Here is a 26,984-nt window from a genome sequence, read left to right on the forward strand (position 1 = left end):
TGTATTTGCAATCTATGCCTAGTCGGCAGCGGCAACGACTTCAATCTCAACCACGAACTCTTCGCGTGCAAATCCGGACACAATCATGAGCGTGGAAGCCGGTGGCGGGTCAGTGATGAATTGGTCTCTGGTTTTCATATAGCCCGGCAAGTGTTCTCGGCCGGTTACATAGGCGTTGATGCGCACAATATCCTCCAAAGTCATGCCCGCTGATGCCAGAATTGCCCGAATGTTATCAAAACAGAGCGCTGTTTGGCCCTCAACGCCGGTCGGTATTTGATCCTCGGCATCAATGCCGAGTTGGCCAGAGGCAAAAAGAAGGCGTTGCCCAGGTGGCACTTCCACCGCATGGCTGTAGCGTGCAAACGGCGGCCGAATGTCCGGCGGTGTGTGAGTCTTCTTCAATATTTTTCTCCTTGAGGAATTGCGCAGGAGCCTATCCCGCGGCTCGGGCAGAGGCAATTTCCCGCTCTGCGTAATTTGCAAGCTTCTGCATAAATTGAAAGCATGTCTATTTTTTGAGCTGACAGGCTGTGGGATATATGCAAGTCTGTTTTTGCTGCCGGGAGCAAACTTCCTGGTAGCAATTTAAGCGGGCCATGATCTTAATATAGAGGCTCACTTCTTGCCTGTTCCGCTCTCAGGGCTTTCGAGCACAGCGGCAGAGCATTCGGCCTGTGGTGGGCGGATTGACCTGCGTGGTGTGTGATGAAAACGGGGAACGCGGAAATGGATTTGTCTCGGAAAATTGGACTTGCAACGCTTGCCGTCATGGCGTCGACAAGTGCGCATGCGCTTGAGAAGGTGACATTCGGTACCAACTGGGTCGCTCAGGCCGAGCACGGCGGATACTATCAGGCTGTTGCCGACGGCACTTACGAAGACTGCGGGATCGAAGTGGAAATCAAGCCCGGCGGACCTCAGGCGAACAATCGGATTTTGTTGCCTGTCGGCAAGATCGATTTCCTGATGGGCGGCAATATGCTGCAAGCGTTCTCAGCCGTTGAGCAGGGCATTCCCACGACTGTGGTGGCTGCGCACTTCCAAAAAGAGCCTCAGATTTTGATGACCCACCCGGATCAGGGTCTCGACACCTGGGAGAGCCTGAAGGATATCAATCTCCTCATCGGTAAGGGTGGCCTCAATTCCTATTTTCAATGGATGAAAGCTGAGTTCGGCTTCAAGGATGAGCAGGTTAGGCCCTATACCTATAACTCCGCGCCGTTCCTTGCAGACAAGAAGCTTGGCCAGCAGGGCTACATTACCTCTGAGCCCTATTCGATCGAGACCGAGGGCGGGTTTGAACCCAACATTTTCCTGATCGCAGACTATGGGTACGACACCTATTCCACCACCGTTGAGACCCGGCTCGACCTCATCGAAACCAAGCCAGAGGTTGTGAAGTGTTTCGTTGATGGGTCTGCCATCGGTTGGGTCAATTTCCTTTATGGAGATAACTCCAAAGCTTTGGAACTGATCAAAAAAGACAATCCGGGCATGACCGACGGACAGCTGGCGTTCTCCATCGACAAGCTGAAGTCGTACGGCATCGTAGACAGCGGTGATGCGCTCACCATGGGGATCGGTGCGATGACCGACGAGCGCAACAAATCCTTCTTTGAGAAGATGGTCGCCGCCGGTGTGGTGAATGGCGATGTCGATTACACCAAGTCGTACACGCTTCAGTTCGTCAACCAAGGGGTCGGAGTGGACCTCAAGAAAGAACTTGCTGGAAACTGAGGCGGACCTGTTTCGTGTTTCATTGGAATGTTGCAACCATGGCCGGAGATTGATGCAATGACGGCCATGGTAAATACAAATATGCAATCAGATATCGTTTCGAGTTCGCCGATCGTTTCGTTGAAGGGCATTTCAAAAACCTTCTCCAACGGAACCGTCGCACTCAACAACATGTCGCTCGACATTCGCCAAGGAGAATTCGTTTCGCTGCTCGGGCCCTCCGGATGCGGAAAGTCGACGGCCTTGCGGATCATCACCAGCCTGACCAGTCCAACAACGGGCCGGGTCGAATGGCCGCTCGAAGAAAGCAAGCAAAAGGAACATGAGCTAAGTTTCGTGTTCCAGGAACCGACGCTGATGCCGTGGGCAACGGTTTTCGGCAATGTCTGGCTGCCCCTCCGCTTGAAGGGTGTTTCCAGAAAAGCGGCGCATGACCGGGTTATGGAAGCCTTGCAGGGGGTCGGGTTGGAGCAATTCGCCGACAGCTACCCGCGCGAGCTGTCTGGCGGCATGAAAATGCGGGTCTCCATTGCCCGTGCGCTGGTCACGAAACCCAAGTTGCTCTTGATGGATGAGCCCTTTGCTGCGCTCGACGAGATTACACGCTTCAAACTGAACAACGATCTTTTGCGTCTTTGGGAAACCTTTGGATGGACCGTCATCTTCGTTACGCACTCGGTATTTGAGTCCGTCTATCTGTCCAACCGGATCGTGGTAATGGCGGCGCGGCCCGGCCGTGTGGTCAACGACATGGCGATCGACGCGCCTTACCCGAGGGACGAGTCCTTCCGGACATCATCCGTTTACGCCGGTTTTTGCCGGGATGTTTCGGATGCGCTGCATAAGGCAATGATTGTGGGAGATCATCTTTGATGTGTCTGTCCCGATACATACTGAACAAAGGCGGTAGCAGTTCATGACACTCGAGATCGCCGACAAGCAAGCTATTGCACCTGCCCCGCAGTCTGTTCCACTTGATGCGGAGGAGCTCAAGCGGGCGCGCGCGGCACGGCGGGAGGCTGTTGGCCGTTGGGTCCTGCCGATCGTTATCCTCGTTTTGTCGGTATATTTTTGGGACAGGCTGTGTGTCTGGAATGAGATACCCCACTATATCCTGCCGCGCCCGGGGCTTGTTTTTGAAACGCTTCTTGCTGATTGGGGCATCTTGAGCATTGCTTTAATCAACACGCTCAAGATCACGTTTGGTGCGCTTTTGATCGCCACGCTCGGTGGGCTTGGTTTGGCAGTCCTCTTCACTCAGTCCAAGTGGATCGAGATTTCGTTTTTTCCGTTTGCGGTCATTTTGCAGGTCACACCGATCATTGCGATTGCGCCTTTGATTCTCATCTACGTGGATTCAATTACCGCGGGGCTTTTGATCTGCGCGTGGATTGTTGCGTTTTTTCCGATCCTTTCCAACACGACTTTGGGCTTGAATTCAGCCGATCATAATCTTCAAAACCTGTTCCGCCTTTATGGCGCGAGCCGGTGGCAAACACTGCGCTTCTTGAGATTGCCTGCGTCCATGCCGTACTTTTTGGGTGGTTTGAAGATTGCAGGTGGCTTGTCCTTGATCGGCGCCATTGTTGCCGAGTTTGTCGCCGGGTCAGCGGGGTCGGGATCCGGTCTTGCCAACCAAATCCTTGAGGCGAGCTATCGTCTCAACATGCCGCGCATGTTTGCTGCGCTGATCCTGATTTCCGTGACCGGTATATTGATATTCCTTTCCATGAACCTTCTGTCGCATCTGCTTCTGCGCAAGTGGCACGAAAGCGCGTTGAAGCGGGAGATGTAGATGAAGCCGGGGTGGGGCGCCGGGTTTAAAGGGACCGGCATCATCAGAAATGCGACTGTGCCCGTTTGTCTTCTGGAGGGTGTGCAGCAAACCTCGGTCTCGGAGCTGACGGTTCGTGATATCGTGTTCGAGAATGGGAAGCTCACAAAGATTGCTCCAGCTGGGACGCTGCCGGAAGGCGCGGGCGGCCTTGATCTCGATGGTGGGCTTATCCTGCCGACACTCGTGGATGTGCATACACATCTGGACAAGGGGCATATCTGGCCGCGCGAGCCCAATCCCGACGGGACCTTTCAAGGTGCACTTCAAGCGGTGGGACGAGACCGGACCGCGTATTGGTGCGCCGAGGATGTCAGGGCCCGGATGGATTTCTCATTAGAGTGTGCCTATGCCCATGGGACGGGCGCGATCCGCACTCACCTAGACAGTCTTCCTCCACAAGATGACATCACGTGGCCGGTCTTTGCGGAAGTACGTTCTGAGTGGGCCGGACGCATTGAGCTTCAAGGTGTGTGCTTGTTCGGCATTGACCGGCTGGCCGAAGACAATGGGTACCTTCACAGCATTGCCGATCGTGTTTCAGCTGCCGGCGGGGTCCTGGGGGCTGTCACGTATATGGTGCCGGATGTGGATCAGCATCTGGAATCCGTATTTAAAGCGGCAATGGATCGCGGGCTGGATCTTGATTTTCATGTCGATGAAACGCTTGATCCGGTCGCGGACACTTTACGCCGGATCGCCGAAGTCGCGCTGCGCTTGGGGTTTGATGGCAAGATCCTGTGCGGACACTGCTGCTCCCTGTCGGTGCATTCCGATGACGCCATTTCCAGAACTCTGGACTTGGTCGCAGGAGCTGGGATTTCTGTCGTTTCACTGCCGATGTGCAACATGTATTTGCAGGACCGTATGCAAGGACGGACACCACGCATGCGCGGCGTGACACTTTTGCATGAAATGCGCGCGCGCGGCATTCAAGTGTGTGTCGCCTCGGACAACACGCGCGATCCCTTTTATGCCTATGGCGATATGGATCTTGTCGAGGTGTACACCCAGGCAACCCGGATCCTGCATCTTGATCATCCGGTTGATGATTGGATCCGTGCGGTTACGACAACGCCAGCGCATATCATGGGGTTGACCATGGGCCAGATTGCGGTCGGTGGGGCCGCCGATCTTCTGCTTTTTAACGCGCGGAACTGGAATGAGCTTCTGTCCCGCCCCGCCGGCCCGCGCCGCGTGCTGAGAGCAGGGTGCAGCATTGATCAGACCTTGCCCGACTATCGTGAACTCGATCGACTTCTTCAGAAAGGGACCTCCTGACCATGAGCGCCATTGCCGCTTTGATAGCCGATCTCGATGGGATCAAGATCGAGGACAACCCGCAAATCGTGAAGCAGAAGAGCCGGGACTTTTTCTGGTATTCGCCAGTGCTAAAGGCTCAGCTTGAAAACGTGACGGGCGACCTGATCGTGACTCCTAAATCCGAGGATGAGGTCATCCGGATCCTTAAGGCGTGTTTTGCGGCTGATGTGCCTGTTACGACACGCGGTGCCGGGACTGGAAACTATGGCCAAGCCATGCCGTTGTCGGGTGGGGTCGTGCTCAACCTTGCCGAAATGACCGCCGTGAAGGAAGTGCGCACCGGATCTGTCGTTGCAGAGGCTGGTGCCATAATAGCGGATATTGATGCGATCACCCGAGCCAAGAGCGGACAGGAATTGCGGATGCATCCATCAACCTACCGGACCGCGACGATCGGTGGGTTTATTGCGGGCGGGTCCGGCGGCGTTGGGTCGATCAACTGGGGTGGCTTGAGGGATCTCGGAAACGTCATTCGTTTGCGCGTTGTCACGATGGAGGCTGAGCCGCAGGTTCTTGAAATGACGGGCGATGAACTGCAGAAAGTGATGCATGCCTATGGCACGAACGGCATTATCACCGAAGTCGAGATGCCTTTGACCGCCAGTTACGACTGGGTGGATGTTTTGGTCGGGTTTGACGACTTTATGGATGCGGTGCGGTTTTCAGATGAACTGGCCAATCTGGATGGTTTGCTGACGAAGAACATTGCGCCGATCGCAGCACCAGTTCCTCATGACTATTTCCTCCGGCACCAGAAATTCATCCGCAAGGACCAGTCCGTTGCTGTCTTGATGGTCGCCCCTTTCGCGATGGCTGCATTCGATGCGTTCATGGAGCGGCAGTCCAAGGGGGAGGTGCTCTATCGGTCAGACAAAGGGTCCGAGGAAGATCTGAAACGGCTCCCGCCGGCTTACGAGCTTTCGTGGAACCACACGACCTTGCGGGGGCTTAGAGTGGACCCCTCAATCACCTATCTCCAGGTTCTTTATCCATTTCCCAATCAGGTCGAGCTGGTTGGCAGGATGCATGAGATGTTTGGAGATGAGGTTCCGGGCCATCTCGAATACGTGCGGTTTGATGGCAATGTCACATGCTTCGGCCTGCCGATTGTTCGCTATTCCAACGAGGTCCGGCTCGAAGAAATCATCCGCCTTCACGAAGACAATGGCTGCCCGATTTTCAACCCACACCGGTATACGCTTGAAGAGGGGGGGATGAAGCAGACGGATGCAGTCCAGCTCGCTTTCAAAAAGCAGGCCGATCCGAAGGGGTTGCTCAATCCGGGCAAAATGATTGCTTGGGAAAATCCGGATTATGATTTCGAAAGCGGTCAGGTGTTCCTGTTTCCGGGTCTGCAACGGGCCTGATACCAAGTTTCAGTTCAAATGCCGGCCGTGCTCCGGCGAATAGCGATTTAAAAGGCCAAACGCATGCGCGTTCTAGTGGTTTTCTGTCACCCTTGCGAAGAAAGTTTCAATGCGGCGCTGTGTACAGCTGTTGTTAAGACGCTCGAGGCGGGCGGTCATGACATCCGGTTGACGGATCTTTATTCCAAAGGCTTTGACCCTGTCATGAGCGCGCAGGAGCGGCGGGGCTATCATACGCCTCAGGCCAACACCATCCCCGTCGCCGATGATTTGGCAGACATCAAGTGGTGTGAAGCAATTGTCTTTGTCTATCCGACTTGGTGGTTCGGTTTGCCTGCCATGTTGAAAGGGTGGCTGGAGCGAGTCTGGGTGCCGCATGAAACCTTCATCATGCCAACGGACACGAAGGGGCTGCAGCCCAACATGCAGAACATTTCCCGCATCGCGATCGTAACGACCTGCGGGGCCAGTTGGTGGGTGTCCAAGCTGGTGGGCGAACCCGGGCGCAAGACGATCATGCGCGGCATCAAATTGCTTGCCAAACCGGGATGCAAAACCCGGTACTTGGCGCACTACAAGATGGACAGTTCAACACTGGAAAGCCGCACGAATTATATTGAGACGGTCAAAGAAAAGGTTGCCGCTTTTCTGAAATGACGCGTTTGCGTCTCTTTCTCTTCTGCCTGTTTCTCGCTCATTGGTGCCTGATTTTTAACCGTGCATATGATTTTAGCATTTAGTCTATTGAGGAGGTGCGACCTGCAATTCGCCTAATGTGCTGTTTTTGTTTATATATCTTTAATTTTGCCGTACTTGGCACCGCCCTTGCTTTGTTGTGAGTGTGCAGCGCGCCTAGGGATCCGGTCAGATGACGCAGGACCGAGAGGTGCAAGCCGGGCGAGCAGATCGTGAGGATCTCACATAGCCCGGTGACACGGCGGGACAAAAACCCGGGAGACAACTGCACGAGGTTTCGCGCGCGCGAACCTTCCTCCCGGACGTGCGCAAAAAGCCTCATGACGGAAGCCCTCGGGATCTCCAAGGGCCCAAGACAGGAGACGCGCACAGATGCTGAAATCAATCGCCAAGGCTTCCCTGCTCGCTGCAGCGCTTTCAATGCCCCTCTCATTTTCCGCGCAGGCGGAAGTCAAGACTGACTTCAAAGTCTGTTGGTCGATCTATGTTGGCTGGATGCCCTGGGGCTATCTGCAGGACAGCGGCATCATGAAGAAGTGGGCCGATAAATACGGAATTGATGTCGAGATCGTGCAGATCAACGACTATGTGGAATCCATCAACCAATATACGGCGGGTGAATATGATGGCTGCTCCATGACGAACATGGACGCGCTCTCTATCCCGGCAGGCGGTGGCGTTGACACAACGGCGCTGATTGTCGGTGACTACTCCAACGGGAATGATGGGATCATCCTGAAAGACAAGACTGAGCTTGCCGAGATCAAGGGTCAGACGGTCAACTTGGTCGAGCTTTCAGTTTCCCATTACCTGCTCGCGCGGGCTCTTGACACCGTGGGGCTAACCGAGCGGGATCTGACCGTCGTTAACACCTCCGACGCTGACATGATCGCAGCTTATGCAACGCCGGATGTGACGTCTGTTGTCACCTGGAACCCGCTTTTGTCTGAGATCGAAGCGCAGCCCAACGCAACCAAGGTGTTCGACAGTGCCGGGATCCCGGGCGAAATCATCGACATCATGATGGTTAACACGGAAACATTGGCCGACAATCCCGCCTTTGGCAAAGCACTCACCGGTGCCTGGTACGAAGTGATGGATCTCATGGCAGAGGGCGATGAAGCAGCCTTGACCGCGATGGCCGAAGCTTCCGGGACCGACCTTGCGGGCTACAAGGCGCAACTCGCCACAACGAAGATGTTCTACACGCCAGCCGAGGCTGTGGAGTTCGCCAAGTCAGCTGAGCTGCCCAAGACGATGAAATTCGTTGCCGAATTCCTGTTTGACAAGGGCATCCTGGGTGAGGGCGCGCCAAGCCCGGAATTTGTCGGCGTCTCCTTTGCTGACGGGTCGGTTTATGGCGACAGCAACAACGTGAAACTCCGCTTCGATCCGAGTTTCATGGAAATGGCTGCCAGCGGCTCGCTCTAAGGCCGTCTTAACCTGTCCCGGTATTTGCCGGGACAGGTTCTCAAATTCCCTCGCCCGGCTTCGAGACCCTTCATGCGCCTCATAAACCGAACTCCGTCGCGGTTTACCGCTTTTGCCTTGGGACTGCTTCCCTTTGTAGCGACTATCGTGACTTACGCGATTGCCAGTCACTACAGGCGGCTCGACAATCCAGCCGATAAGCTTTTGCCCTCTCTTGAAAGCATGGGGCAGGCGTTCTGGCGGATGGCTGCTGTTCCGGATCGGCGATCCGGCGATCTGTTGTTGTGGATCGACACCTTCGACAGTCTGATGCGCCTGGGAACCGGAATGGCGGTCTCCACGCTCCTGGCAATCCTCTTCGGGATAGGGATCGGGTTCATTCCGCACATACGAAGTGCCCTTGCCCCTTACCTCGCCACGTTTTCACTCATTCCGCCGATCACCATCCTGCCTATCCTTTTCATCACGTTTGGACTTGGAGAGGTTTCGAAGATTGCTCTGATCGTGATCGGGACTGCGCCGGTGATGATCCGTGCGACGGCGCAAGCTGTGCTCGACATCCCCCGTGAAATGATCATCAAGGCCGAGACCCTTGGCGCTTCGGTTTGGCAGATGATAACCCGGCTGGTGTTGCCGCAAGTCCTGCCAAAACTGATCACCGCTTTGCGCCTCGGGCTCGTGCCGGCCTGGATCTTCCTCATTTCTGCAGAGGCGATTGCGTCTACTACGGGCCTTGGTTATCGCATTTTCCTGGTTCGGCGCTATCTCGCGATGGATGTCATCCTTCCATATGTCGTCTGGATCACGCTGCTGGCATTCATACTGGACCGGCTGCTGCTCCTTCTGTCCAAGCGGGCCTTCCGCTGGAACCACATGGGAGGTGCCGCGCTATGACCGCCTCTGCAAAACTCTCCGTTCAAGGGTTGTCGAAATACTATGACGGCAATCCCGTCCTGGAGCGGATCGCTCTTGAGGTGGATGCCGGATCGTTTTGCACGATCGTAGGCGCGTCCGGATGTGGCAAATCCACGTTCTTGAGGATGTTGCTTTCCCAGGAGCATCCGACCCATGGAGAAATTCTGCTCGACGGGACGCTGCTGCCCAAGGAGCCAACCCCGGATCGCGGGATCGTTTTCCAAAAATACTCGGTCTTTACCCACCTGACTGTCGTTGAAAACCTGATCCTGGCCCAGGAGTTCGAACAAGCACCGCGCCTAGGCAAACTGTTTGGTGCGCGCCGGAAGGTGGCCATTGAGGAGATTGAAGATGTCCTTGAGCGGATCGGTCTGGCAGCGGCGAGAGACAAATACCCAGCGCAGCTTTCCGGAGGGATGCAGCAGCGTCTCGCCATCGCGCAGGCCTTGATCAAGAAGCCCTCAATTTTGCTTTTGGATGAGCCGTTTGGCGCGCTCGACCCCGGCATCCGCCTCGACATGCACGACCTTCTGATTAGTCTTTGGAAAGAGACAGGCATGACGATTTTCATGGTGACCCACGACATCCATGAGGCCTTCAAGCTCGGCACACGGCTGCTCGTTTTCGACAAGATCCGGCACGACCCGCAAGCGCCAGAGGCCTACGGGGCAACCATCACCTACGACCTTCCACTCTGCGACCAGTCCGGCGGCGAGCAAAACGCACCGGCTGATATCGCGAGTACCATCCGATCGGCCCCAATACCCGACATTCAGGTTTCACAAAAGACGCATTGAGGAACGCCATGAGCATCTTTCGTCCAGACGGTCCATCTACCCGGCAACGCGCAGCCGGGTTACTGGGACGAACCAAGACCGAACGTCACCACCACCCTGATTTCGACAAGCTCCAGCTGCGCGGCTGGAAGGCGGCGGAAAAAGAGGGATTGCTGCCCTCAGCTGCCTGGGAAAAGGAAAAGGCCTGGGCTTTGCGCATGGGTCTGACCGGCTCGGATAGTCTCACAGACAAGTCCATTCCAACGTTTGCACGGGGGGAGCTGCCTCACTATGCCGGCATCAACACATTCCTGAAGGCACCGTACATCGAAGACGTCACGCAGGTTGGTGCCTATGATGCCGCGGTCATCGGAATTCCGTTTGATGGCGGGACCACCTACCGGCCAGGAACCCGGTTTGGCCCGCAAGGCGTCCGTAAAATCTCTGCGCTCTATACGCCTTACAATTACGAGATGGGTGTCGATCTCCGCGAGCAAATGACGCTGTGCGACGTCGGCGATATCTTCACGATCCCCGCCAATATCGAAAAGACCTTCGACCAGATTACCCGGGCCGTGTCGCACGTTGCCTCATCAGGTGCGTTGCCGATCATGATTGGCGGCGATCATTCCATCGGCTTCCCATGCGTTCGGGGCATTGCCCAGTGCACATCCAAGCGCATCGGCATTGTCCACTTCGACCGGCATATTGATATCCAGGAGAAGGATCTTGATGAACGCATGCACACCACGCCGTGGTTCCATGCAACGGATTTGGTCAATGTGCCTGCGGTCAATCTGGTCCAGATCGGTATTGGCGGCTGGCAGGTTCCGCGCGAGGGGGTGGAAGTTGCCCGCGACCGCAACACCAACATCTTCACCATGCGCGATGTTGAGGAACTTGGTTTGGCGGAAACCGCAGCAAGGGCTTTGGAGCTCGCCTGGAAAGATGCGGATGCCGTCTACATTTCCTTTGATATCGACAGTGTCGACTGCGGGTTCGTTCCCGGAACCGGCTGGCCGGAACCGGGCGGTTTCCTGCCGCGAGAGGCGCTGGAACTGGTTTCCCTCGTTGCCAAGGAAGGCATTTGCGGGCTTGAGGTCGTTGAGGTCTCGCCGCCTTACGATTGCTCCGACATCACAGCTCTTCTGGCAACGCGCGTGATCGTCGATGTGCTGGGCACTCTCGTCTCTCATGGCAAGATGGGGTCGCATAAATCCATCATCGACAAGCCGGTTTCGATCCCGGCCGGACCGGACGTGGAGTAACGACATGGGTCACAGCCATTCACACCACGGCCATCACCACCACCATGATCACGATCATACGCATCCGCACGATCATAATCATGGGGGCCCGGATCATCTGCATTCCCATGTCCACGGGACGTCTGCGTCTGAACGCGCTGAGGAATTGCAAACTCTGTCAGCGAGTTTCATCGACGGTTTCCGGCAAGCCGAGGACAAGACCAGTTATCTCCGGATCGCCGGTATCCCGTTTCACAAGGAAGGTGCTGACGGCTTAGTGCAGCATCTTGTCGACGCGCAGATCGTCAGCAATTGGCAGATCGGCACTGCCTCGCCTGCCTTTGCATCGCGCGAACTGGTCTACATGCCGTTCCCCGGTGCCATGGTCGAGCAGCGTGAAACCATGACATTCACGTATGTTTCGCTGACCGAACGGGCGGACATCGATCTGCTAACGTTGTTGTCCCATCGTCTTGAAGCTGGAGCTGGCGAGTAGGCCTCGGTGCAAGATCCGAATTGAGGCCGGTCTCGTGTTCGCCAGAACTCAAGTGATTGCATGATATTGACAAGCAATGCTGCAATCACTTGGGTGAAGCCCGTTCTGAAGTGCTGGTCTCGTTTGCTCTCCAGCCAAATGACACCAGCATCTGATGTCCAAGTAGTCTGCCAATCACTCTGAACCATTTGTGCCCCACTGTTAATGCCGGGCTTTCATCTTTGATTTCAGAAAACTTGACTCGCAGGCTCCGGATAATATTGTGGTCCTATAACCTGAAGGCAAAACTCAGATTATAGAGTCCTCAGATATGCTTGTTTGCAGTTGCAATGTTATCTCAAAGTCGGCCGTTGAAAGTGTCATCCAGAGCTTGCTTGATGAGGATCAGTGGCAGTTGATTACGCCGGGGCGGGTGTATCACGCCATGAAGAAGCGCGGCCAATGCTGCAGTTGTTTTCCTAACATCATAAATATTATTGTCGCCGAGACTGAAAAGTATCATCGTCAGGCTGAGACACCTGAAGCAGAAATTATCCCGTTTATTGCCAAGATCCGATCTGAATACGATCGTACCCAGGCGGTTCGGAATCAACTCTCAGATGCGCGCAGCGCGTGATAATTCTTATCAATTTCCGAGACCCTTAAGGACGGTTGAGCTGCTCATACGAAGCACCGCTAATACTCGTCATCGGGTTGCTGGACACAATGGCAGCGGCTTTGGGGCCTCGTTTTTTCTAAATTCTTGCTGCCGTTGGATTGCAGACGATGATCGCCCGAGCCGAGTGTGGGTTTCACGATAATATAAAAAACCGGTGTTTACCTTCCTGATACGTCGGTCCCCGATACTCTTTTACTAGCAAACAGTGATTTGGATGCGGATGGTACAGTGTCGGCAAGTGATGTTCCGTGTGCAGTTCGAGCGCAAGGACGTCAGTTTCCGAAAAGGCACATCAAGTAGGGAAGAGCATTGGTTGACGCTTATGACTGAGCGCCAGATTGGGATTTAAAGCGATTTTTTAAAACCTTCGATGCCAACGCCGGGAAGAATTGGAGCTTATTATGACTGCCCTCAATATCAGTCTGACAGAGACACTTACAACCAAGCTCACCAATCCCGGCGCTTATGCGTATGCCGTTTACTTCGCACCAGGAACAGATGGAACAATCCAACCCTTCTGGACAACACTCATCAACAACGGGGTTGTCAATGGAGTGAGCTCTTTCGAAGGGCAGTCAGGATACTCTGCAACACTGGACCTTCCAGAACCTTATAATGGGGGCAAAGTCTACGTTCTTGTTCAAAGCCAATCACCGACCGCAACGCAGACCGATCTCACAAATATCATCACCAAAGAGAGCGATATCAACTGGGAGAATGCGCAAACCAATCAGTACCGCGTCGACAGTTTTGAAGTGTCCCTGCTTAACCAGACAGGGGATGCTGGAAACCTCACCTCTGTGCAGGGCTTCGGGCTGCCGATGGAGCTCTACATCCCATATGGACAGGACAGTTCCGGGGCACTGATCACGCAGAGCAGAGGGTACGATGTAGACGGCGAGACGATTTTCACGTCAGTTTCGGATATCCACGCAAATGCAGTTGAAAAATTCACAACCGGGCCGCTGGCCGGGACCTATCGCGCTGCGATTTCGCCAGCTGAGGCGGTTGCTCTGGCCGAGCAAAACCAGATTCCGGATGTCTTTTCCCAATCCGACTGGACTGCTTATGTCGACAGCTTGAAAAAAGACACAGGCATTATGCTGTCGGGGTTCTTCAACGGAGCTGCCGATGCCAACGGGATTTATCACAATGGCGGCTTTTTCGGATACGAGCTGGAGTGGTCTGCAACAGATAACGCGTTCTGGCTGAACCCGGTTGCTGAAAGTCATATCAAGGGCTCGATAAAGATCACTGCTGAGCAACTTGCCAACAGCATCTATTCGACCCTCGGCGATGTCGAAATCTATTCAAACCGCGACGATGCAACGCCTTACACAATCCAAGGCGCCTCTAGCGCGGAGATGAACACCGGGGCCAACAATCAATGGGGTGAAGTTCTTACAGAGTTTCTGACGGGGTTTACCGCTGGCTACTACGGTACATCAGGCAAATCGCTCAATTCCAATGTCACCGATAGCATTGATCTGAACAAGAACTGGAACTGGGATCCGACGTACGCCTTCGGGAAAAACCTTTCCGGAGATGCTGCGGTCTTTCAGGATCCGTACGCAGAACTCTTTTTCTTCCAGTCGAATTCATACGGATCCGGTTACTCCGACAATCTGATGAGCGCCTATGCGGAAGGCGGGCCTCTCATTCCAGTGTATTACGATGGCGCCAACGTCGAGACGATTGATCTGACCATTTACGATGATAGTGAGACGCCGTCCGGGTACACCCAGCCTGTTATCTACAATTACATCGCCCCGCCCGGACACAGCGATCTGTTTCGTGACCAGTTCGATGAGACATCCTATTCGCCTGCTGATTTGAGCAACCTAAAAGGCGCAAACATAAGCCTTAATTTTTTCAATCAGAACATCATCTTGAAGGATGATACCCCGGTTGCCCTCAAAGTGTTTGTTGGCAATGAGGACGGTATTCCGACGTTCCGCACGATTGAGTTTCAACCAGGCGCCAACGAAACGCTCTGGCAGAATTGGACGATTACAGAAAACACCACAACGGGAGCATGGGAAGCTCAATCCGGTCCGCCACAAACCGAAGGAGCCATGGTCATCTCCAGCATGCCCATCGCCGAAAATGGGACGGTTTGGTATCAGCTGGTCATTGGTTCGGGAGATACTGCAAAGACAGTCAATGTCTACGCAGAGACACAGGACAGCCTGTTTGTGAATCCTGCAGTCTCGGGACAGAGTGGCAGTGTAGCAGCTGATGGCCTCGTGATGGTTTCCCCGGAAACGTCAACCGAGGACACGATCGTCAATTTTGCTTTGGACTTTCTCTACAGCGGCAGTACGACGTTGCACCCTTCCCTGTTTACCTGGAACTCTAATCAAACCCACCTTTCTCAACTGGCAGAGCCGACTGCGGTGGTTGTAGGTGTCTTGGGCGAGAGTGGTTTCGAGGCAATCGCCGGACAAACCAGTGTCGATACGAATGCTGTGACAACCAACCAGTCAAGTTTGGTGTTCGGCTGGACCGGGGAGAACCCGAACGCCACGTCTGGCACAAATGAGTGGTTGAAGAATTACACCAACAAAATCAGCGCGCAAAACCTGGCGCAAATCACCTTTAAGCAGACCGGCAGTCCAGACCTCGCACCGGTCCTCGCCACTGCAGATATCGACGGCCGTTGGAGCACAGAAACCGGCAAGGCGCTCGGCAACGGCATCTACACGGTGCTGATGACCGAATACTTCAACACGGACAATCAAGTCGGCAGTCAGATTGGCCGGACGTCGAAGGAACTCACAGTCACGGTTGCTCTGGATGAGTTGTCTCTCGTGCAGTCGTCGACCAATGCAGGCTTGACCTTTGAGACCGTGTCAAATCCTGACAGCCAATCTGCTGGCAATTGGATTGAGTTTACCCTTGGCGCGCAAGGTCCAGCGTCCGGCTCGGCCGTTCTGCTCTATGTCGTGGATGCATCTGGCAATTATGTCGGCCGTGATGGTTCAACAGGAGGAGATGTCACCCTAGCGGAGGCCATCCGGGGTGTTCTGGGTGCCGGGCAATCGGGAGCCGCTGCAGCCCAGCAATCTGTTTATCTGGAGATGGGGCAGGAGATCCGTTTCGCCCAACTGACCGGTCAAGACACGGTCGACACCTCCGTGACAGCTGCGTTCCAGGCCGCCGGCGGTGACGGATATGACATTACCCTGGGTGATGTCACGCTCAGTGCGGCAGTTCAAAACACCCTAGATGAAGCAGCGATCCTCGCCGACGCGCAGCGGCAAACCGACATTCCGCTTATATATCTGGAACAGGGCACACTCCATGATATCACCGCGTCGGGAACCAGCACTTTGCAACACAAGTTCGGTTTTGTACGCGTCGATGTTGGAACCGACGGCAGCTTGAAGATTGACGGAAAAACGCTGGCCGAAGTCCGGGCATTGGGGGCCAAAGCCAAAGACCTTGTGGATGGCGGTTTTGAATATCTCTATTCAGGCTCGGCTGCGACGGCGGCCTGGACTGTATCGGGTGCAACAGGATTCTATGCGCCGATCTTCTTTGCCGACGATGGGTCGCCGTATTTCATCGGTGACAGCACGCTGGATGGTGCTGGCCAGATCCGGATCTTGGGAGAGAACACGTTCGGTCTTGAAAACGGCTCTGGAACAAGCGGGTCTGACGCGGATTATGCAGATCTTGTCATCGCGTTTGACACAGGCCGGAGCGCGACCGGAAACGATTTGGTCGCCGGCAGCGGCAATGATGATGTGCTTCTTGGCAGCTCCAACAACTACGCGCTGAATGGCGGCAACAAACTGGACACGGTTGTCTATAACCGCACGACGGATGACGTGGGACTGTCGGGCACCCGAAGCGGGGTCACGGTTACGGATGGGGATGGCACAGACACGCTGGTCGCGGTTGAATTGGTTGTATTCACCGGTGCGAACGGAACCGGTCAGGACCGGGTTCTGGTCATCAATCCTGACAGTTCAACGGTAACCGGAACCTACGGATTTAACGAGGCGACTTACTTGAGCAGCCATGCGGATGTTGCAGCAGCTGTCGCAGCTGGCGCGTTCTCAAGTGGTGCGCAACACTATGCATTGCATGGCAATTCTGAGGGCCGTGCCGCGGACCTTCTGTTCGATGCTGAGTTTTATCTCGCGGACAATGCGGATGTCGCAGCCGCGGTTGCCGCTGGTATCTTTTCTTCGGCCTCAGAGCATTACGAGTTGTTCGGTTCTTCCGAGAACCGGTCCGTCAATCCGCTGTTTGATCCTGAGTATTATCTGGCGCAAAACACGGATGTTGCTCAAGCGATTGCCAACGGTGTGTTCGTCAGCGCTTATCAGCATTTCCTTGACCACGGCGATAAGGAAGGCAGAGCTGCGTCGATCCACTTTGACACTGCCGCGTACCGGAACGAGCAAGGGCTTGATAGCGGCACTAACGCGATGGAACACTTCCTGCTAATCGGCCTCCCACAAGGCATTACGGCTCCCACCGCAGCGGATTTCAGTGCTAGCGGGCTGGTTTGACTTATGGGCAACGGGTTCGCGGTAAATTGCCAATTTGCATAAGATACCGATGCTGATGCGCCGGTTTTAAATGATTGAAAAGCCAATCACAGCTGCGCTTGTGCGGGCTACGTCCCAGCTCTGGAAGTTTATCTAGCGCCCCAGTTTTTAGTGGTAGCACTTGCGCCGCGACATCTTTCCAATGCCCGGATTGAGTGTGTTCGTCGGATCGCAACGCATGTAGTGATCAGCCAAGTCCGGCTTGGCCTTGTAAAGATGCCCGACGTTGTGCTCTGCCGGATATTCTGCTCCGCGCTGATCGAGGATTTTCAGCATCTTTTCTTTCAGCGCTTTTGGGTCGTGGCCCTTCTTGACGATGTAATCCTGGTGGAGGACATGGCAGAAGAAATGGCCATAATAGAGTTTGTGTACCAGGCCGTCTTCGATGTCCTTGGGCAATTGTTCAAACCAGTCTCGATCATCGCGGCGTAGGGCGATATCGAGCGCTAGGATGTCCTCCACTTGGTTGGAGTGTACAGCCTGATAGCGAACCGCAGCGCCAGCTGCAGCAAACCTGTGCAAGCCGGCAATTTTGCCCTCTCGAGGGGTGCAGGAGAAGTAGCTGCCTTCTTCTTTCTGAAAGAAGGTTTCCAGAAACGCCTCTGCCTCTTCAACGCCACCATCTCGCATTTTCAGGATGAGATGGTGCTCGTAGTCGTTCCGAAATCTTTCCATGCGATCGGGCAGAACATTCGGCCATAGTTTGGTCACGACCTGCATGAAGCGATCAGTCAAATTTGAGGGGAGCAGTGGGATTTTCGACAATCGTGCGTCAACCCAACCCTTCATGGCGAAGATGCCCGGCAAGCGGTCCGTGCCCAATTTGTCGATCAGGACCAGGGTATCTTTGCCGTAATTTTTGGAGATGTCATAGATCTCCGAGTGCATGTACTCGCCTGATACGGGCAGATTTTCAAATTCCGCCAAGATATGTCGGCGCAGTCTTGTCAGAACCTGTGTGTCGTTGGTTCCGATATAGAAAACGGCTTCTGCGTTGGGCTTTGGATAGGTATCCAGCCGGGCCGCAAAAACTGCGAGTTTGCCTGCGCAGCCTGATGCCTCGTGGAGCCGTCTTTTGTCCGCGTTGAATCGAGCCGGGCTCGGGCTATCGATTTCGCGAACTCGGCTGTGATATTCGGTGTCGGATGCTTTGAGGTTTGTGTCCTCGATATCTTTATCCGAGTAGTCGCCGGCCTCGAGACGGCTAAGGATTGTTTCCGGATCGTCACCAAGTGCAATACCAAGGTGATTGACGAGTTCCAGAGTCCCGTCCTCACGGATTTGAGCAAACAGGGCCAATTCCGTATACGAAGGACCGCGTTCGACCAGAGACCCGCCCGAATTGTTGCACACGCCGCCAATAATTGACGCCCCGATGCAGGACGAACCGATGACTGAATGCGGTTCCCGATCAAGGGGAGCCATCAGCTTTTCCAGGGAGAACAAAGTCGCGCCGGGGAAGCTGACGATCTGCTTACCCCCGTCGATAAGCTGTATCTTGTCCATGCGCTTGGTGCTCAGAACAACGGCTTCGCGGTCATATTTTCCCTTAGGGGTCGACCCCTCGGTCAATCCGGTATTGGCTGCTTGCATGATGACGATCTTGTCGGCTTCAACACAGGCCTTCAAAACATGCCACTGTTCGAGGAGTGTGCCGGGCTGGACCACTGCAAGGGCGGTACCTTCGCCGGACCGGAAGCCTTTGCAGAAGCGCTCCATCGACCGCGGGTTTGTGATCACATGCCGGTTGCCGACAATAGCCTTAAGTTTGGCAACCAGTTGCTCGCCGTTTCCCGCAGTTTCACTCGCCTGCATTATCGTCTCCTGAATTCAGGTCCGGTCCGGGTAATCATCTTATCAAGCTGTTTCGCGAAACCGAAGGTTTTCCAGGCTCAGCTGGTCCAGGCTTGTGATACCCATGAGCTTCATGTCCCGTTCGATCTCAGTGCGCAGGTTGCCAAGTGCGCGTTCAACTCCTGGCTGCCCAGCTGCTGCGAGGGCGTAAAGATAGAGCCTTCCGCCGGAACAAGCCTTGGCACCAACCGAGAGGGCTTTGAGAACGTGTGTGCCGCGCTGAATGCCGCCTTCACAAATCACATCGATCTTGTCGCCAACCGCATCAACGATCTCGGCCAATTGATCAAAGGGACTGCGGGAACCGTCCAGTTGCCGGCCGCCATGATTGGAAACCATGATCCCTGTACAGCCAATATCAACGGCACGTTTGGCATCCTCAACGCTCATGATGCCTTTTAGAGCGAACTGCCCGTTCCACTTTGCACACAGTTCTTCCGCATCCTTCCAGTTCATCGACTGGTCCAGCATGGTTGAAAAGTAATTGCCGACAGAAACGGCAACGTTCGTTCCTTCGCTCACGTATCCAGACAAGTGAGGCATGTCGAACTTGGGCTTCGTGTAGAAGTTCCAGGCCCACATGGGATGCATGGCAAAGCTCATCAGCGAGCCGAGTGTGAGTTTTGGAGGTGAGGTGAAGCCGGTTCTGAGGTCGCGTTCGCGGTTGCCGCCGGTGATGGTATCGACCGTGAGGGCCATGACTTCGAAGTTTGCTTCGCGCGCTCTTTCCAATAGCGCATCATTCAATCCGCGATCTTTATGGAAATAGAACTGGAACATCTTTGGTGTGTTGGCGATTTTGGCAATTTCCTCAACCGTGACGGTCGCCAGTGATGATACACCAAACATTGTGCCGTATTTTGTTGCTGCACGAGCAACGGCCCGCTCACCGTCGTGGTGGAACAACCGCTGCAGCGCCGTTGGCGCGCAGTAAATCGGCATATCGAGTTTTTGTCCCATAACCTCGACACTCATGTCGACATTCTCAACACCTGCGAGCACGTTCGGCACCAGATCACAGGATTCATAGGCCTCTGTGTTCCGCCGGTAGGTCACCTCATCGTCGGCAGCACCATCGATGTAGTTGAAAATGGGTCCGGGGAGGCGCTTCTTTGCGAGTTTCCGGAAGTCTTGAAAATTATGGCAATCGCTCAGTCTCACACCGGAACTCCCTATGTCCGAAATCGGTAATTCATTATTGGTATACTTTTCTTACCAATTTGAATGCGTGCATTCAAGGCGACCTTTTGCCTAGAAGTCGAGTTGTGGTGGTTATGGGGCTGTTCGTGATGATGGTTCTTTTGAAAAAGTGTTTGAAATCAATATTTTGATTGAATTGGTTCTCAGGTTTCTGGCTATCTCAGCATTGAAAGTGCAAAACATCTTTTCCAAAATAACGGCTAAGCCGAGCCGTAATGCTCCGTTGAACCAACCGCGGTTGCGTCTGAACTGCAGAGGTAGAGCCAATGCTGGACGTGCTTCGGGGTTAAAGACTTTATGTTTGCGCGTCGAAAGCATCTTTCAGTGCGCTTATGAAGTCAGACTTGTCGTAACCAGCAGGTAGACTTGCATGAGCGTCTGGATCGATCTGTCTGTCTTCATCCAGTAATCGCAAAAACCGATTGATGGCGGCAATCGCATCAAGAGACACAGGTTCAATTAACATGATCGCGTGAGCAAGGACTGCACTGCGGGTTCTGTCTGCCTTTCCGCGGCGGATGCGCATGGCAGTACCAGCGAATTTCCGGCCGTTGAATTGGACGTTGAATTCTCCGTCGCAGAATGCGCCCGGTTGCCATCCCCGGCTTGCCCCGTTGCCCAGCGCTTGTTCAATCGGAGAGCATAAGCGATCGTATTCTTTCTTTAGATCAACTGCTTTTCCAGGCTGTGTCGCGTAGACATGGGTCACATTTAAGATGCCCGCGCCCTGAGGTGTGACGTCACCGCCCGTGCTGCGCAAATTGATCGGCCAGCCTTCGTCTTCGAGCTGTCGTGATGCTTTATCGAAGTTCTTTTTGTTGCTGAGGCTTTTGGGGGAGACGAGACTTTGCGGGCTTTCCCAAAACCACAAATGCCGGCGATCCAGATTGTGGCTTACGTCATCCAGGAGCTCCATTTCGTGTGCCAAAGCGTCCGCTGCGTTCATGAAGTCGATCAAGTGTTACCCTTCGCTCATTCGGACATTCTGCCGACCATCTGGATCTAACGGAACGCTGATTGGAACACAACTCGAGCGCAATCAACCTGCTGGAAGGTGAATTCGCTAACGTAGGCTTTCTACATCTTAGAGCTATTTCGGCTGCTCACCCCAACAGCTTGGCCATTTGGAACCGTGCACCTACGGTGTTGTTTCAATCGGTTGGCTTCACTACCAATTGGCAAAAGAAGCTTTTCCAACGGATCGGTTGCAAATGTCCGTTGTGAGTGGGAGCCCAAGGATGGCGGAAAAACCAGTCTGGCAATTGAGCGCAAGCGAACTTGTCGCGGAAATCATCAACGGCCAAATCACGGCTGAAGCGGCCACGGCAGCCACCGTCGATCGCATGCGGACAGTGAACGGTCATCTCAATGCCGTCGTCGATGACATGGGCGATGAGGCGCTTGAGCGTGCACGCGCTCTGGATGCGCACATGGAAAACTCCGGACCGGTCGGCTCACTCCACGGGGTGCCGGTGACCATCAAGGTCAATGTCGACCAGAAGGGCAAGGCAACCACGAATGGCGTAAAAGCATTCTCCGAGGTCATGGCTCCAGATGATGCGCCGTTCGTCAAAAACCTGACCAATGCAGGTGCAATCGCTATCGGCCGGACGAACACACCGGAATTTTCGTTCCGGGCGACAACGACAAACGACCTGTATGGCCGCACATTTAGCCCCTGGAACGAGTGGGCTTCCTCCGGCGGGTCGTCCGGTGGCGCATCCACAGCTGTCATGAGCGGGATGGGGCCCATCGCCCACGGCAATGACATCGGCGGCTCTTTGAGGTTTCCCTCTGCAGCCACGGGTGCGGTGACGGTCAAACCGGGGCTCGGCCGCACACCTGCCTGGAACCCCTCTCAAAGCGCCGAGCGCGGTTTGCTCGCGCAACTGATGTCTGTCCAGGGTGTCATTTGCCGGGAGGTGCGGGACGTACGCCTCGCCATGAAGTCCGCCGTTACATATGACCCGCATGATCCCTGGCAGGTTCCCGTACCGTTTGAAGGCCCTGCTCTGGACCAGCCAATTCGCATCGGTTTTACGAAAAACACCTATCAGTTCGAAGCCCATCCTGCGGTCACAAAAGCCTTGGATGCAGCACGCGATTGTCTGGTTGATGCCGGTTATGACGTCGTTGAGATCGAAACGCCGGACATTGGCGAGATCGGCGAGACCGGATACCGGGCACTCATGGGCGAGATCAATGTCCTGATGCTGAACGATATCCGGACGCATGGCAGCGCCGAAATCAACCGCATGTTTGACGAGTACTTCGAACTCTTCCCCCCGTTTGAGGGGGAGGAGCTGCTCCGCCAAATGGCGCGGCGCTCGCATTTCATCCGCCAGTGGAACCTCTTGCTTGAGGACTACCCGCTTGTGCTGACCCCCTTCCTGCCCTCACCGACCTATGCCTGGAACCGGGATGCGGAGGGCAAGGATGGCATCATGGAAGTGCTCGGTTGTGGGATCTGGTCCTTTGCCATGAATTACATGGGCCTGCCGGCCGGCATCGTGTCACCCAGCATGCATGACGGACTTCCGGTTGCCGTTCAGATGGTTGGCCGACGCTTTCGCGAGGACATGATCCTTGACGCACTGGAAGCGATCGAAACGCGCACCGGTATCATGGCGCACAAGCTGTTTGACCGTGAGCAGGCCGAACCAAATCTCATTGCATGAAACGCTGGTGAGACCGGTTCTAATGCTTGGCGGGGCACGACTTGGCCAAGTGCCCCGTCTCGGTCGTCGTTCTATTCGGCCGGTGCGACCTTCAGCGCTCCGGAATTTACGCTGCTGCCGGAGGCGTCCGGCATCTTCGGCGAACAAGTTCTCAGCCGCAATGCATTGCCGAGGACAAAAACGGAGCTGAGCGCCATCGCGCCTGCTGCGAAGACAGGCGACATGAGAATGCCAAAGGCCGGATACAATATCCCTGCCGCCACCGGGACCAAGGCAGTGTTGTAGGCAAAGGCCCAGAAGAGGTTCTGCTTGATGTTGCGGATCGTCGCCTTGGAAAGAGCGATCGCGTTCGACACACCGGCGAGCGAGCCGGACACCAAAATGACGTCCGCCGCCTCGATCGCCACATCCGTTCCGGTCCCGATCGCAAGGCCGACATCTGCCTCGGCCAAGGCTGGCGCGTCATTGATCCCGTCACCGACAAATGCAAGCTGGCCATGTGCGGCCTTCAGCGCTCTGACCGCTTCCAGCTTTCCCTCCGGCAGAACTTCTGCGATGACATCGTCAATGCCAAGCCGGTTTGCAATTGCCTGTGCCGTGCGACTGTTGTCCCCGGTGATCATTGCAACCTTGAGACCGAGCGCATGCAGGGCGTCTATTGCGGCGGGGGTGGTCGGCTTGATCGGGTCGGACACGGCGATAATGGCGGCAAGCTGGCCGTCCAGCGCGGCATAAAGCGGGGATTTGCCCTCATGGCCAAGACGTTCGGCAATGTCATCAAAGACCGACACATCCTGTCCGAGCTCGGCCATGTACCTGTCCGCACCGATTTGAACCAATCGCCCACCTGCATTTGCAGCAACACCCATACCGGTCAGGCTTTCGAAATCACGCACAGACGGAAATGCCAGACCTTGTGCCCCGGCGGCTTCCACAATCGCTTGTGCGATCGGGTGTTCCGACTTGGCTTCAACAGCTGCGATATGGGACAGCGCCATTTTAGCATCGAAGCCGTTCGTGACCTCAAGGTCGGTCAGGCTCGGTGTGCCTTCAGTGAGTGTTCCCGTCTTGTCAAAGGCAACGACCCGCACTTCCTTCAAGACCTGCAGGGCTTCGCCCCGGCGGAACAAGACCCCCATTTCGGCGCCCCGTCCCGTCCCGACCATGATTGACGTTGGTGTCGCAAGGCCCATGGCGCACGGGCAAGCGATAATGAGGACGGCAACGGCGTTCACGAGACCAAACGTCAGAGCAGGATCCGGCCCGAACACAATCCAGACGCCGAAGGTAAGAAGAGCCAGCGTGATGACTGCGGGCACAAAGTACATGGTGACCTTGTCCACCATCGCCTGGATTGGCAGCTTGCCCCCCTGAGCCTCTTCTACAAGCCGGATGATTTGGGCAAGCATCGTGTCGGTGCCGACAGCCGTGGCACGAAACACCAGGCTTCCGGTCTGGTTGACCGTCCCGCCGATGACGGTTGCTCCGGGTTCTTTTGAAACCGGTACAGGCTCGCCCGTGATCATGCTCTCGTCGACAAATGTTGCCCCTTCGATCACCTCGCCGTCCACCGGGAGCCGTTCGCCGGGACGCACTTCGATGATCTCACCGGCTGCAACGTTGGAGACCTCGACCTCAACAGTCATGCCATCCCGCCGGACGCGCGCCGTCTTTGGAGCAAGTTTCACCAGCCGTTGGATTGCTTCAGAGGTGCGTCCCTTGGCCCGCGCCTCCATCCAGCGTCCGATCAAAATGAGCGTAACAATGACGGCAGCCGCCTCATAATAGACGTTGACCGTTCCGTCCGGCAGAAGGGATGGTGCAAACGTCGCGACCACCGAAAACAAATAGGCGGCGGCTGTTCCGACAGCCACGAGGCTGTTCATGTCGGGAGCGCCCTTCAAGAGGGCCGGTAGGCCTTGCCGGTAGAAAGACCGGCCTGGACCGAACAGCACCGCACTGGCAAGCGCAAACTGCAACAGCCAGCTGGCCTGAATGCCAATCGTCTGCGCGATCAGGTGATGCATCCCGGGGACAAGATGACTGCCCATTTCAAGGATAAACACCGGCAATGTTAGCATCCCGGCGAGTATCACGCGGTTCTTCAGGTGGCGTGTTTCGTCGTCCCGTTTCGATGCCGTATCTTGCGCGGGATGGTCGTCTTGCCCGATCTGGCGTGCGGATTTGCCGGTCTCTGAGACCGCTGCAATGAGTGTTGCGATATCGGCGTTTCCTGTCACTTCTGCACGTTCTGTGGCAAGGTTCACGCTGGCCTCAGACACGCCGGGAACAGACAGCAGCGCTTGTTCCACACGCCGGACGCAACCGGCGCAGGTCATCCCGTCAATCGCAAGGTGAGTTGTCTGTCTTGGGACCTCGTACCCCAAGCCCTCGATCGTGGCGATCAGAGTTTGGGTTTCAACTGCGCCGTCAAAGCGAACCTGCGCGCGTTCGGTAGCAAGATTGACATTGGCGTCCGCAACGCCAGGAACATTTTTCAAGGCCTGCTCGACACGGCCAACGCAGGACGCGCAATGCATGCCTTCAATTGGTAGAGATATGGATTTCTGAAAACTGGAGTCGGCCGCCATGACGCGCCATCCTTCATCTTTGAATTGGTTATTAAACCCAAGATGGAGTTTCTAGTCGCTGGAAGGTCAAGGTCCGGTTTTCTACATATCCGAATAGTGGGAGAACATTACTCTGTCAGCGATCGATTATGATGTTTCTTGTAACAGTGCGGCGCAAGATGGCTATGCGCTCTGTAAGCTGTAACTGAAGCGAACACACGCTTCTTCGGTAACTCTTCGAAAACCTCTACCGATCACTGCACGGCGGTCATGTTCACATGCTGGCCGGTACCGGGCCGTGTAAAAAGTTCGCCATTATCGACGGCGATTTCGCCGCGTCTTAGGACTTTCTCCGGATATCCCTTGAGCGTTTCGCCGGCAAAGGGGTTATAGCCAACGTTGTCATGCAGCGCGTCGGGGAGTTTGTGTTTCCGTTCCGGATCCCAAATCACAAAGTCTGCGTCTTTGCCGATGCCCAGAGAGCCTTTTGTTTTGAGACCAAAAACTCTCGCGGGCGCTGCCGATGTGAGTTCGACAAACTTGTCCAAACCACCCCGGCCGTTCGACACTATCGCGTCGAACAAGAGAGGCAGGCGCAGCTCCAATCCTGGCTGACCGTTTGCGATTTTCGGGAAGGGGGCATCTGGCCCGTGCCGGAACTTGCCACTTTCATCCATTCGGTAAGGGGCGTGATCGGAGGTCACGAGCTCGAGCTCTTGGCCGAGTGCGGCCCACAGGGCGTCCTGATCTTCTTTCTGTCTTTGCGGCGGGCTGCAGAGGAATTTTGCGCTGTCCGGCCGATCAAGAATCTCTTCAGTTTGAAAGAGGTAGTGCGTGCAGGTTTCGGCGTGAATGTTGGCGCCGCGTGCTTTTGCTTTGCGGACGATTTCGACACCTTCTTTTGTTGAGATGTGGAAAATCATCACGCGCGCACCGGTGAATTCCGAGAACCGGCACATGCGCTCGATCGCCTCGATTTCCGCAAACCGCGGGTGAGACTGGGCGTGGTATCGCGGCGCGGTTTTGCCCTCCGCTAGAAGGGTGGCTGTCGCATCCCGGATCATGGCGTCGTTTTCCGCATGCACACATACCAGCGCGCCCGCATCCCTCGCCGTGCGCAAAGTGGTCAGGATTTCGCTATCCTGAAGGCGGACCTTGTCATAGGTGGTGAAGATCTTGATCGACCGATGCCCGTCAGCGATGGCTGTCTTCAGATCGCTGACGTTCTCGCCGGACGTGTCCGCAACAATCATGTGAAAGGCGTAATCCGTCATTGCGCCAGCAGCGGCAAGTTTGCTGTAGTCGGCCAAGACATCGCGAATGCGCATGCCCGGGTGCTGTGCGGCAAAGGACACTGTGGTTGTTGTGCCGCCATGGAGTGCCGACCGGGTTGCTGTTTCGAACGTGTCGGCATTCATCACGCCAGCTCCGGACATCTGTTCGATATGGCAGTGGGTATCCACGCCGCCAGGCAAAATAATGCGCCCCCGGGCGTCGATTTCCGTGTCTCCTCTTGGTAAGTTGAGGCCGGTTGCTGCAATGCGCCCATTCACAATGGCAATATCACCCTCGGCGTGCCCTAGTGAATCTCCAAGAACGCCATTGCGGATCACTGTGTCGTAAACGGGTGGGATCAT

General features: G+C 55.3%; 20 protein-coding genes and 1 riboswitch. Of the genes, 14 read left to right on the forward strand and 6 right to left on the reverse strand.

Annotated features, from left to right (window positions below):
• Positions 1-18: 18 nt before the first annotated feature.
• Entirely contained in the window at positions 19-408 is a 390-nt protein-coding gene (locus tag AC0J4F_RS10075) for a Rid family hydrolase (protein WP_208326775.1), read from the reverse strand.
• Between the two features lie 321 nt (positions 409-729).
• Here AC0J4F_RS10075 and AC0J4F_RS10080 point away from each other — a divergent pair, with 321 nt between their 5' ends.
• The 13 genes from AC0J4F_RS10080 to AC0J4F_RS10140 all read left to right on the forward strand — a co-directional run bounded on the left by AC0J4F_RS10080 (position 730) and on the right by AC0J4F_RS10140 (position 17,006).
• Positions 730-1,740, forward strand: coding sequence for an ABC transporter substrate-binding protein (locus AC0J4F_RS10080; RefSeq protein WP_133951998.1), 1,011 nt, complete (start codon positions 730-732; stop codon positions 1,738-1,740).
• A 57-nt stretch (positions 1,741-1,797) separates the two neighbouring features.
• Positions 1,798-2,613 (forward strand): ABC transporter ATP-binding protein, encoded by an 816-nt coding sequence (locus tag AC0J4F_RS10085; RefSeq protein ID WP_133952000.1) that lies wholly within the window; start codon positions 1,798-1,800, stop codon positions 2,611-2,613.
• A 43-nt stretch (positions 2,614-2,656) separates the two neighbouring features.
• On the forward strand, positions 2,657-3,535 hold the full coding sequence (locus tag AC0J4F_RS10090; protein ID WP_133952002.1) for an ABC transporter permease: 879 nt from the start codon (positions 2,657-2,659) through the stop codon (positions 3,533-3,535).
• Positions 3,536-4,855 carry a cytosine deaminase gene (locus AC0J4F_RS10095; RefSeq protein ID WP_473026141.1) on the forward strand — a complete coding sequence of 440 codons (1,320 nt, stop codon included), beginning with the start codon at positions 3,536-3,538 and terminating at the stop codon, positions 4,853-4,855. It abuts the gene before it with no gap.
• A 2-nt stretch (positions 4,856-4,857) separates the two neighbouring features.
• Positions 4,858-6,264, forward strand: a complete 1,407-nt coding sequence (locus tag AC0J4F_RS10100; RefSeq protein WP_473026142.1) for an FAD-binding oxidoreductase — start codon at positions 4,858-4,860, stop codon at positions 6,262-6,264.
• 63 nt (positions 6,265-6,327) lie between these two features.
• Positions 6,328-6,921 carry an NAD(P)H-dependent oxidoreductase gene (locus AC0J4F_RS10105; RefSeq protein WP_473026143.1) on the forward strand — a complete coding sequence of 198 codons (594 nt, stop codon included), beginning with the start codon at positions 6,328-6,330 and terminating at the stop codon, positions 6,919-6,921.
• 184 nt (positions 6,922-7,105) lie between these two features.
• A riboswitch (guanidine-I (ykkC/yxkD leader) is annotated at positions 7,106-7,223 on the forward strand.
• A 109-nt stretch (positions 7,224-7,332) separates the two neighbouring features.
• A complete protein-coding gene (locus tag AC0J4F_RS10110) occupies positions 7,333-8,391 on the forward strand; it encodes a putative urea ABC transporter substrate-binding protein (RefSeq protein ID WP_306147507.1) in 1,059 nt (352 codons plus the stop codon).
• A 72-nt stretch (positions 8,392-8,463) separates the two neighbouring features.
• A complete protein-coding gene (locus tag AC0J4F_RS10115) occupies positions 8,464-9,285 on the forward strand; it encodes an ABC transporter permease (protein WP_420339989.1) in 822 nt (273 codons plus the stop codon).
• A complete protein-coding gene (locus tag AC0J4F_RS10120; RefSeq protein WP_473026144.1) occupies positions 9,282-10,103 on the forward strand; it encodes an ABC transporter ATP-binding protein in 822 nt (273 codons plus the stop codon). Before AC0J4F_RS10115 ends, AC0J4F_RS10120 begins: the two co-directional genes overlap by 4 nt.
• Before the next feature lie 8 nt (positions 10,104-10,111).
• Positions 10,112-11,350: an agmatinase family protein gene (locus tag AC0J4F_RS10125; protein ID WP_166672811.1), complete on the forward strand. Its 1,239-nt coding sequence runs from the start codon at positions 10,112-10,114 to the stop codon at positions 11,348-11,350.
• Positions 11,351-11,354: 4 nt separating this feature from the next.
• On the forward strand, positions 11,355-11,825 hold the full coding sequence (locus AC0J4F_RS10130; protein WP_473026145.1) for a hypothetical protein: 471 nt from the start codon (positions 11,355-11,357) through the stop codon (positions 11,823-11,825).
• 310 nt (positions 11,826-12,135) lie between these two features.
• Positions 12,136-12,441: a (2Fe-2S)-binding protein gene (locus tag AC0J4F_RS10135; protein WP_133952019.1), complete on the forward strand. Its 306-nt coding sequence runs from the start codon at positions 12,136-12,138 to the stop codon at positions 12,439-12,441.
• Positions 12,442-12,884: 443 nt separating this feature from the next.
• Positions 12,885-17,006 (forward strand): autotransporter outer membrane beta-barrel domain-containing protein, encoded by a 4,122-nt coding sequence (locus AC0J4F_RS10140; protein WP_473026146.1) that lies wholly within the window; start codon positions 12,885-12,887, stop codon positions 17,004-17,006.
• Between the two features lie 147 nt (positions 17,007-17,153).
• On the opposite strand, the gene dld is transcribed toward AC0J4F_RS10140, so the two are convergent.
• From dld to AC0J4F_RS10155, 3 genes are all read right to left on the reverse strand, one after another.
• Positions 17,154-18,860, reverse strand: a complete 1,707-nt coding sequence (gene dld / locus AC0J4F_RS10145) for a D-lactate dehydrogenase (RefSeq protein WP_473026147.1) — start codon at positions 18,858-18,860, stop codon at positions 17,154-17,156.
• Positions 18,861-18,902: 42 nt separating this feature from the next.
• On the reverse strand, positions 18,903-20,060 hold the full coding sequence (locus AC0J4F_RS10150) for an alpha-hydroxy acid oxidase (RefSeq protein WP_473026148.1): 1,158 nt from the start codon (positions 20,058-20,060) through the stop codon (positions 18,903-18,905).
• A gap of 334 nt (positions 20,061-20,394) precedes the next feature.
• Positions 20,395-21,045: a lipoyl protein ligase domain-containing protein gene (locus AC0J4F_RS10155; protein WP_473026149.1), complete on the reverse strand. Its 651-nt coding sequence runs from the start codon at positions 21,043-21,045 to the stop codon at positions 20,395-20,397.
• Positions 21,046-21,337: 292 nt separating this feature from the next.
• Here AC0J4F_RS10155 and AC0J4F_RS10160 point away from each other — a divergent pair, with 292 nt between their 5' ends.
• A complete protein-coding gene (locus AC0J4F_RS10160) occupies positions 21,338-22,777 on the forward strand; it encodes an amidase family protein (RefSeq protein WP_473026150.1) in 1,440 nt (479 codons plus the stop codon).
• A 71-nt stretch (positions 22,778-22,848) separates the two neighbouring features.
• On the opposite strand, the gene AC0J4F_RS10165 is transcribed toward AC0J4F_RS10160, so the two are convergent.
• Entirely contained in the window at positions 22,849-25,368 is a 2,520-nt protein-coding gene (locus AC0J4F_RS10165) for a heavy metal translocating P-type ATPase (protein ID WP_473026151.1), read from the reverse strand.
• A gap of 233 nt (positions 25,369-25,601) precedes the next feature.
• Positions 25,602-26,984, reverse strand: coding sequence for a dihydropyrimidinase (gene hydA / locus AC0J4F_RS10170; protein ID WP_473026152.1), 1,383 nt, complete (start codon positions 26,982-26,984; stop codon positions 25,602-25,604).

It is taken from the genome of Roseibium sp. R5, assembly GCF_055755305.1.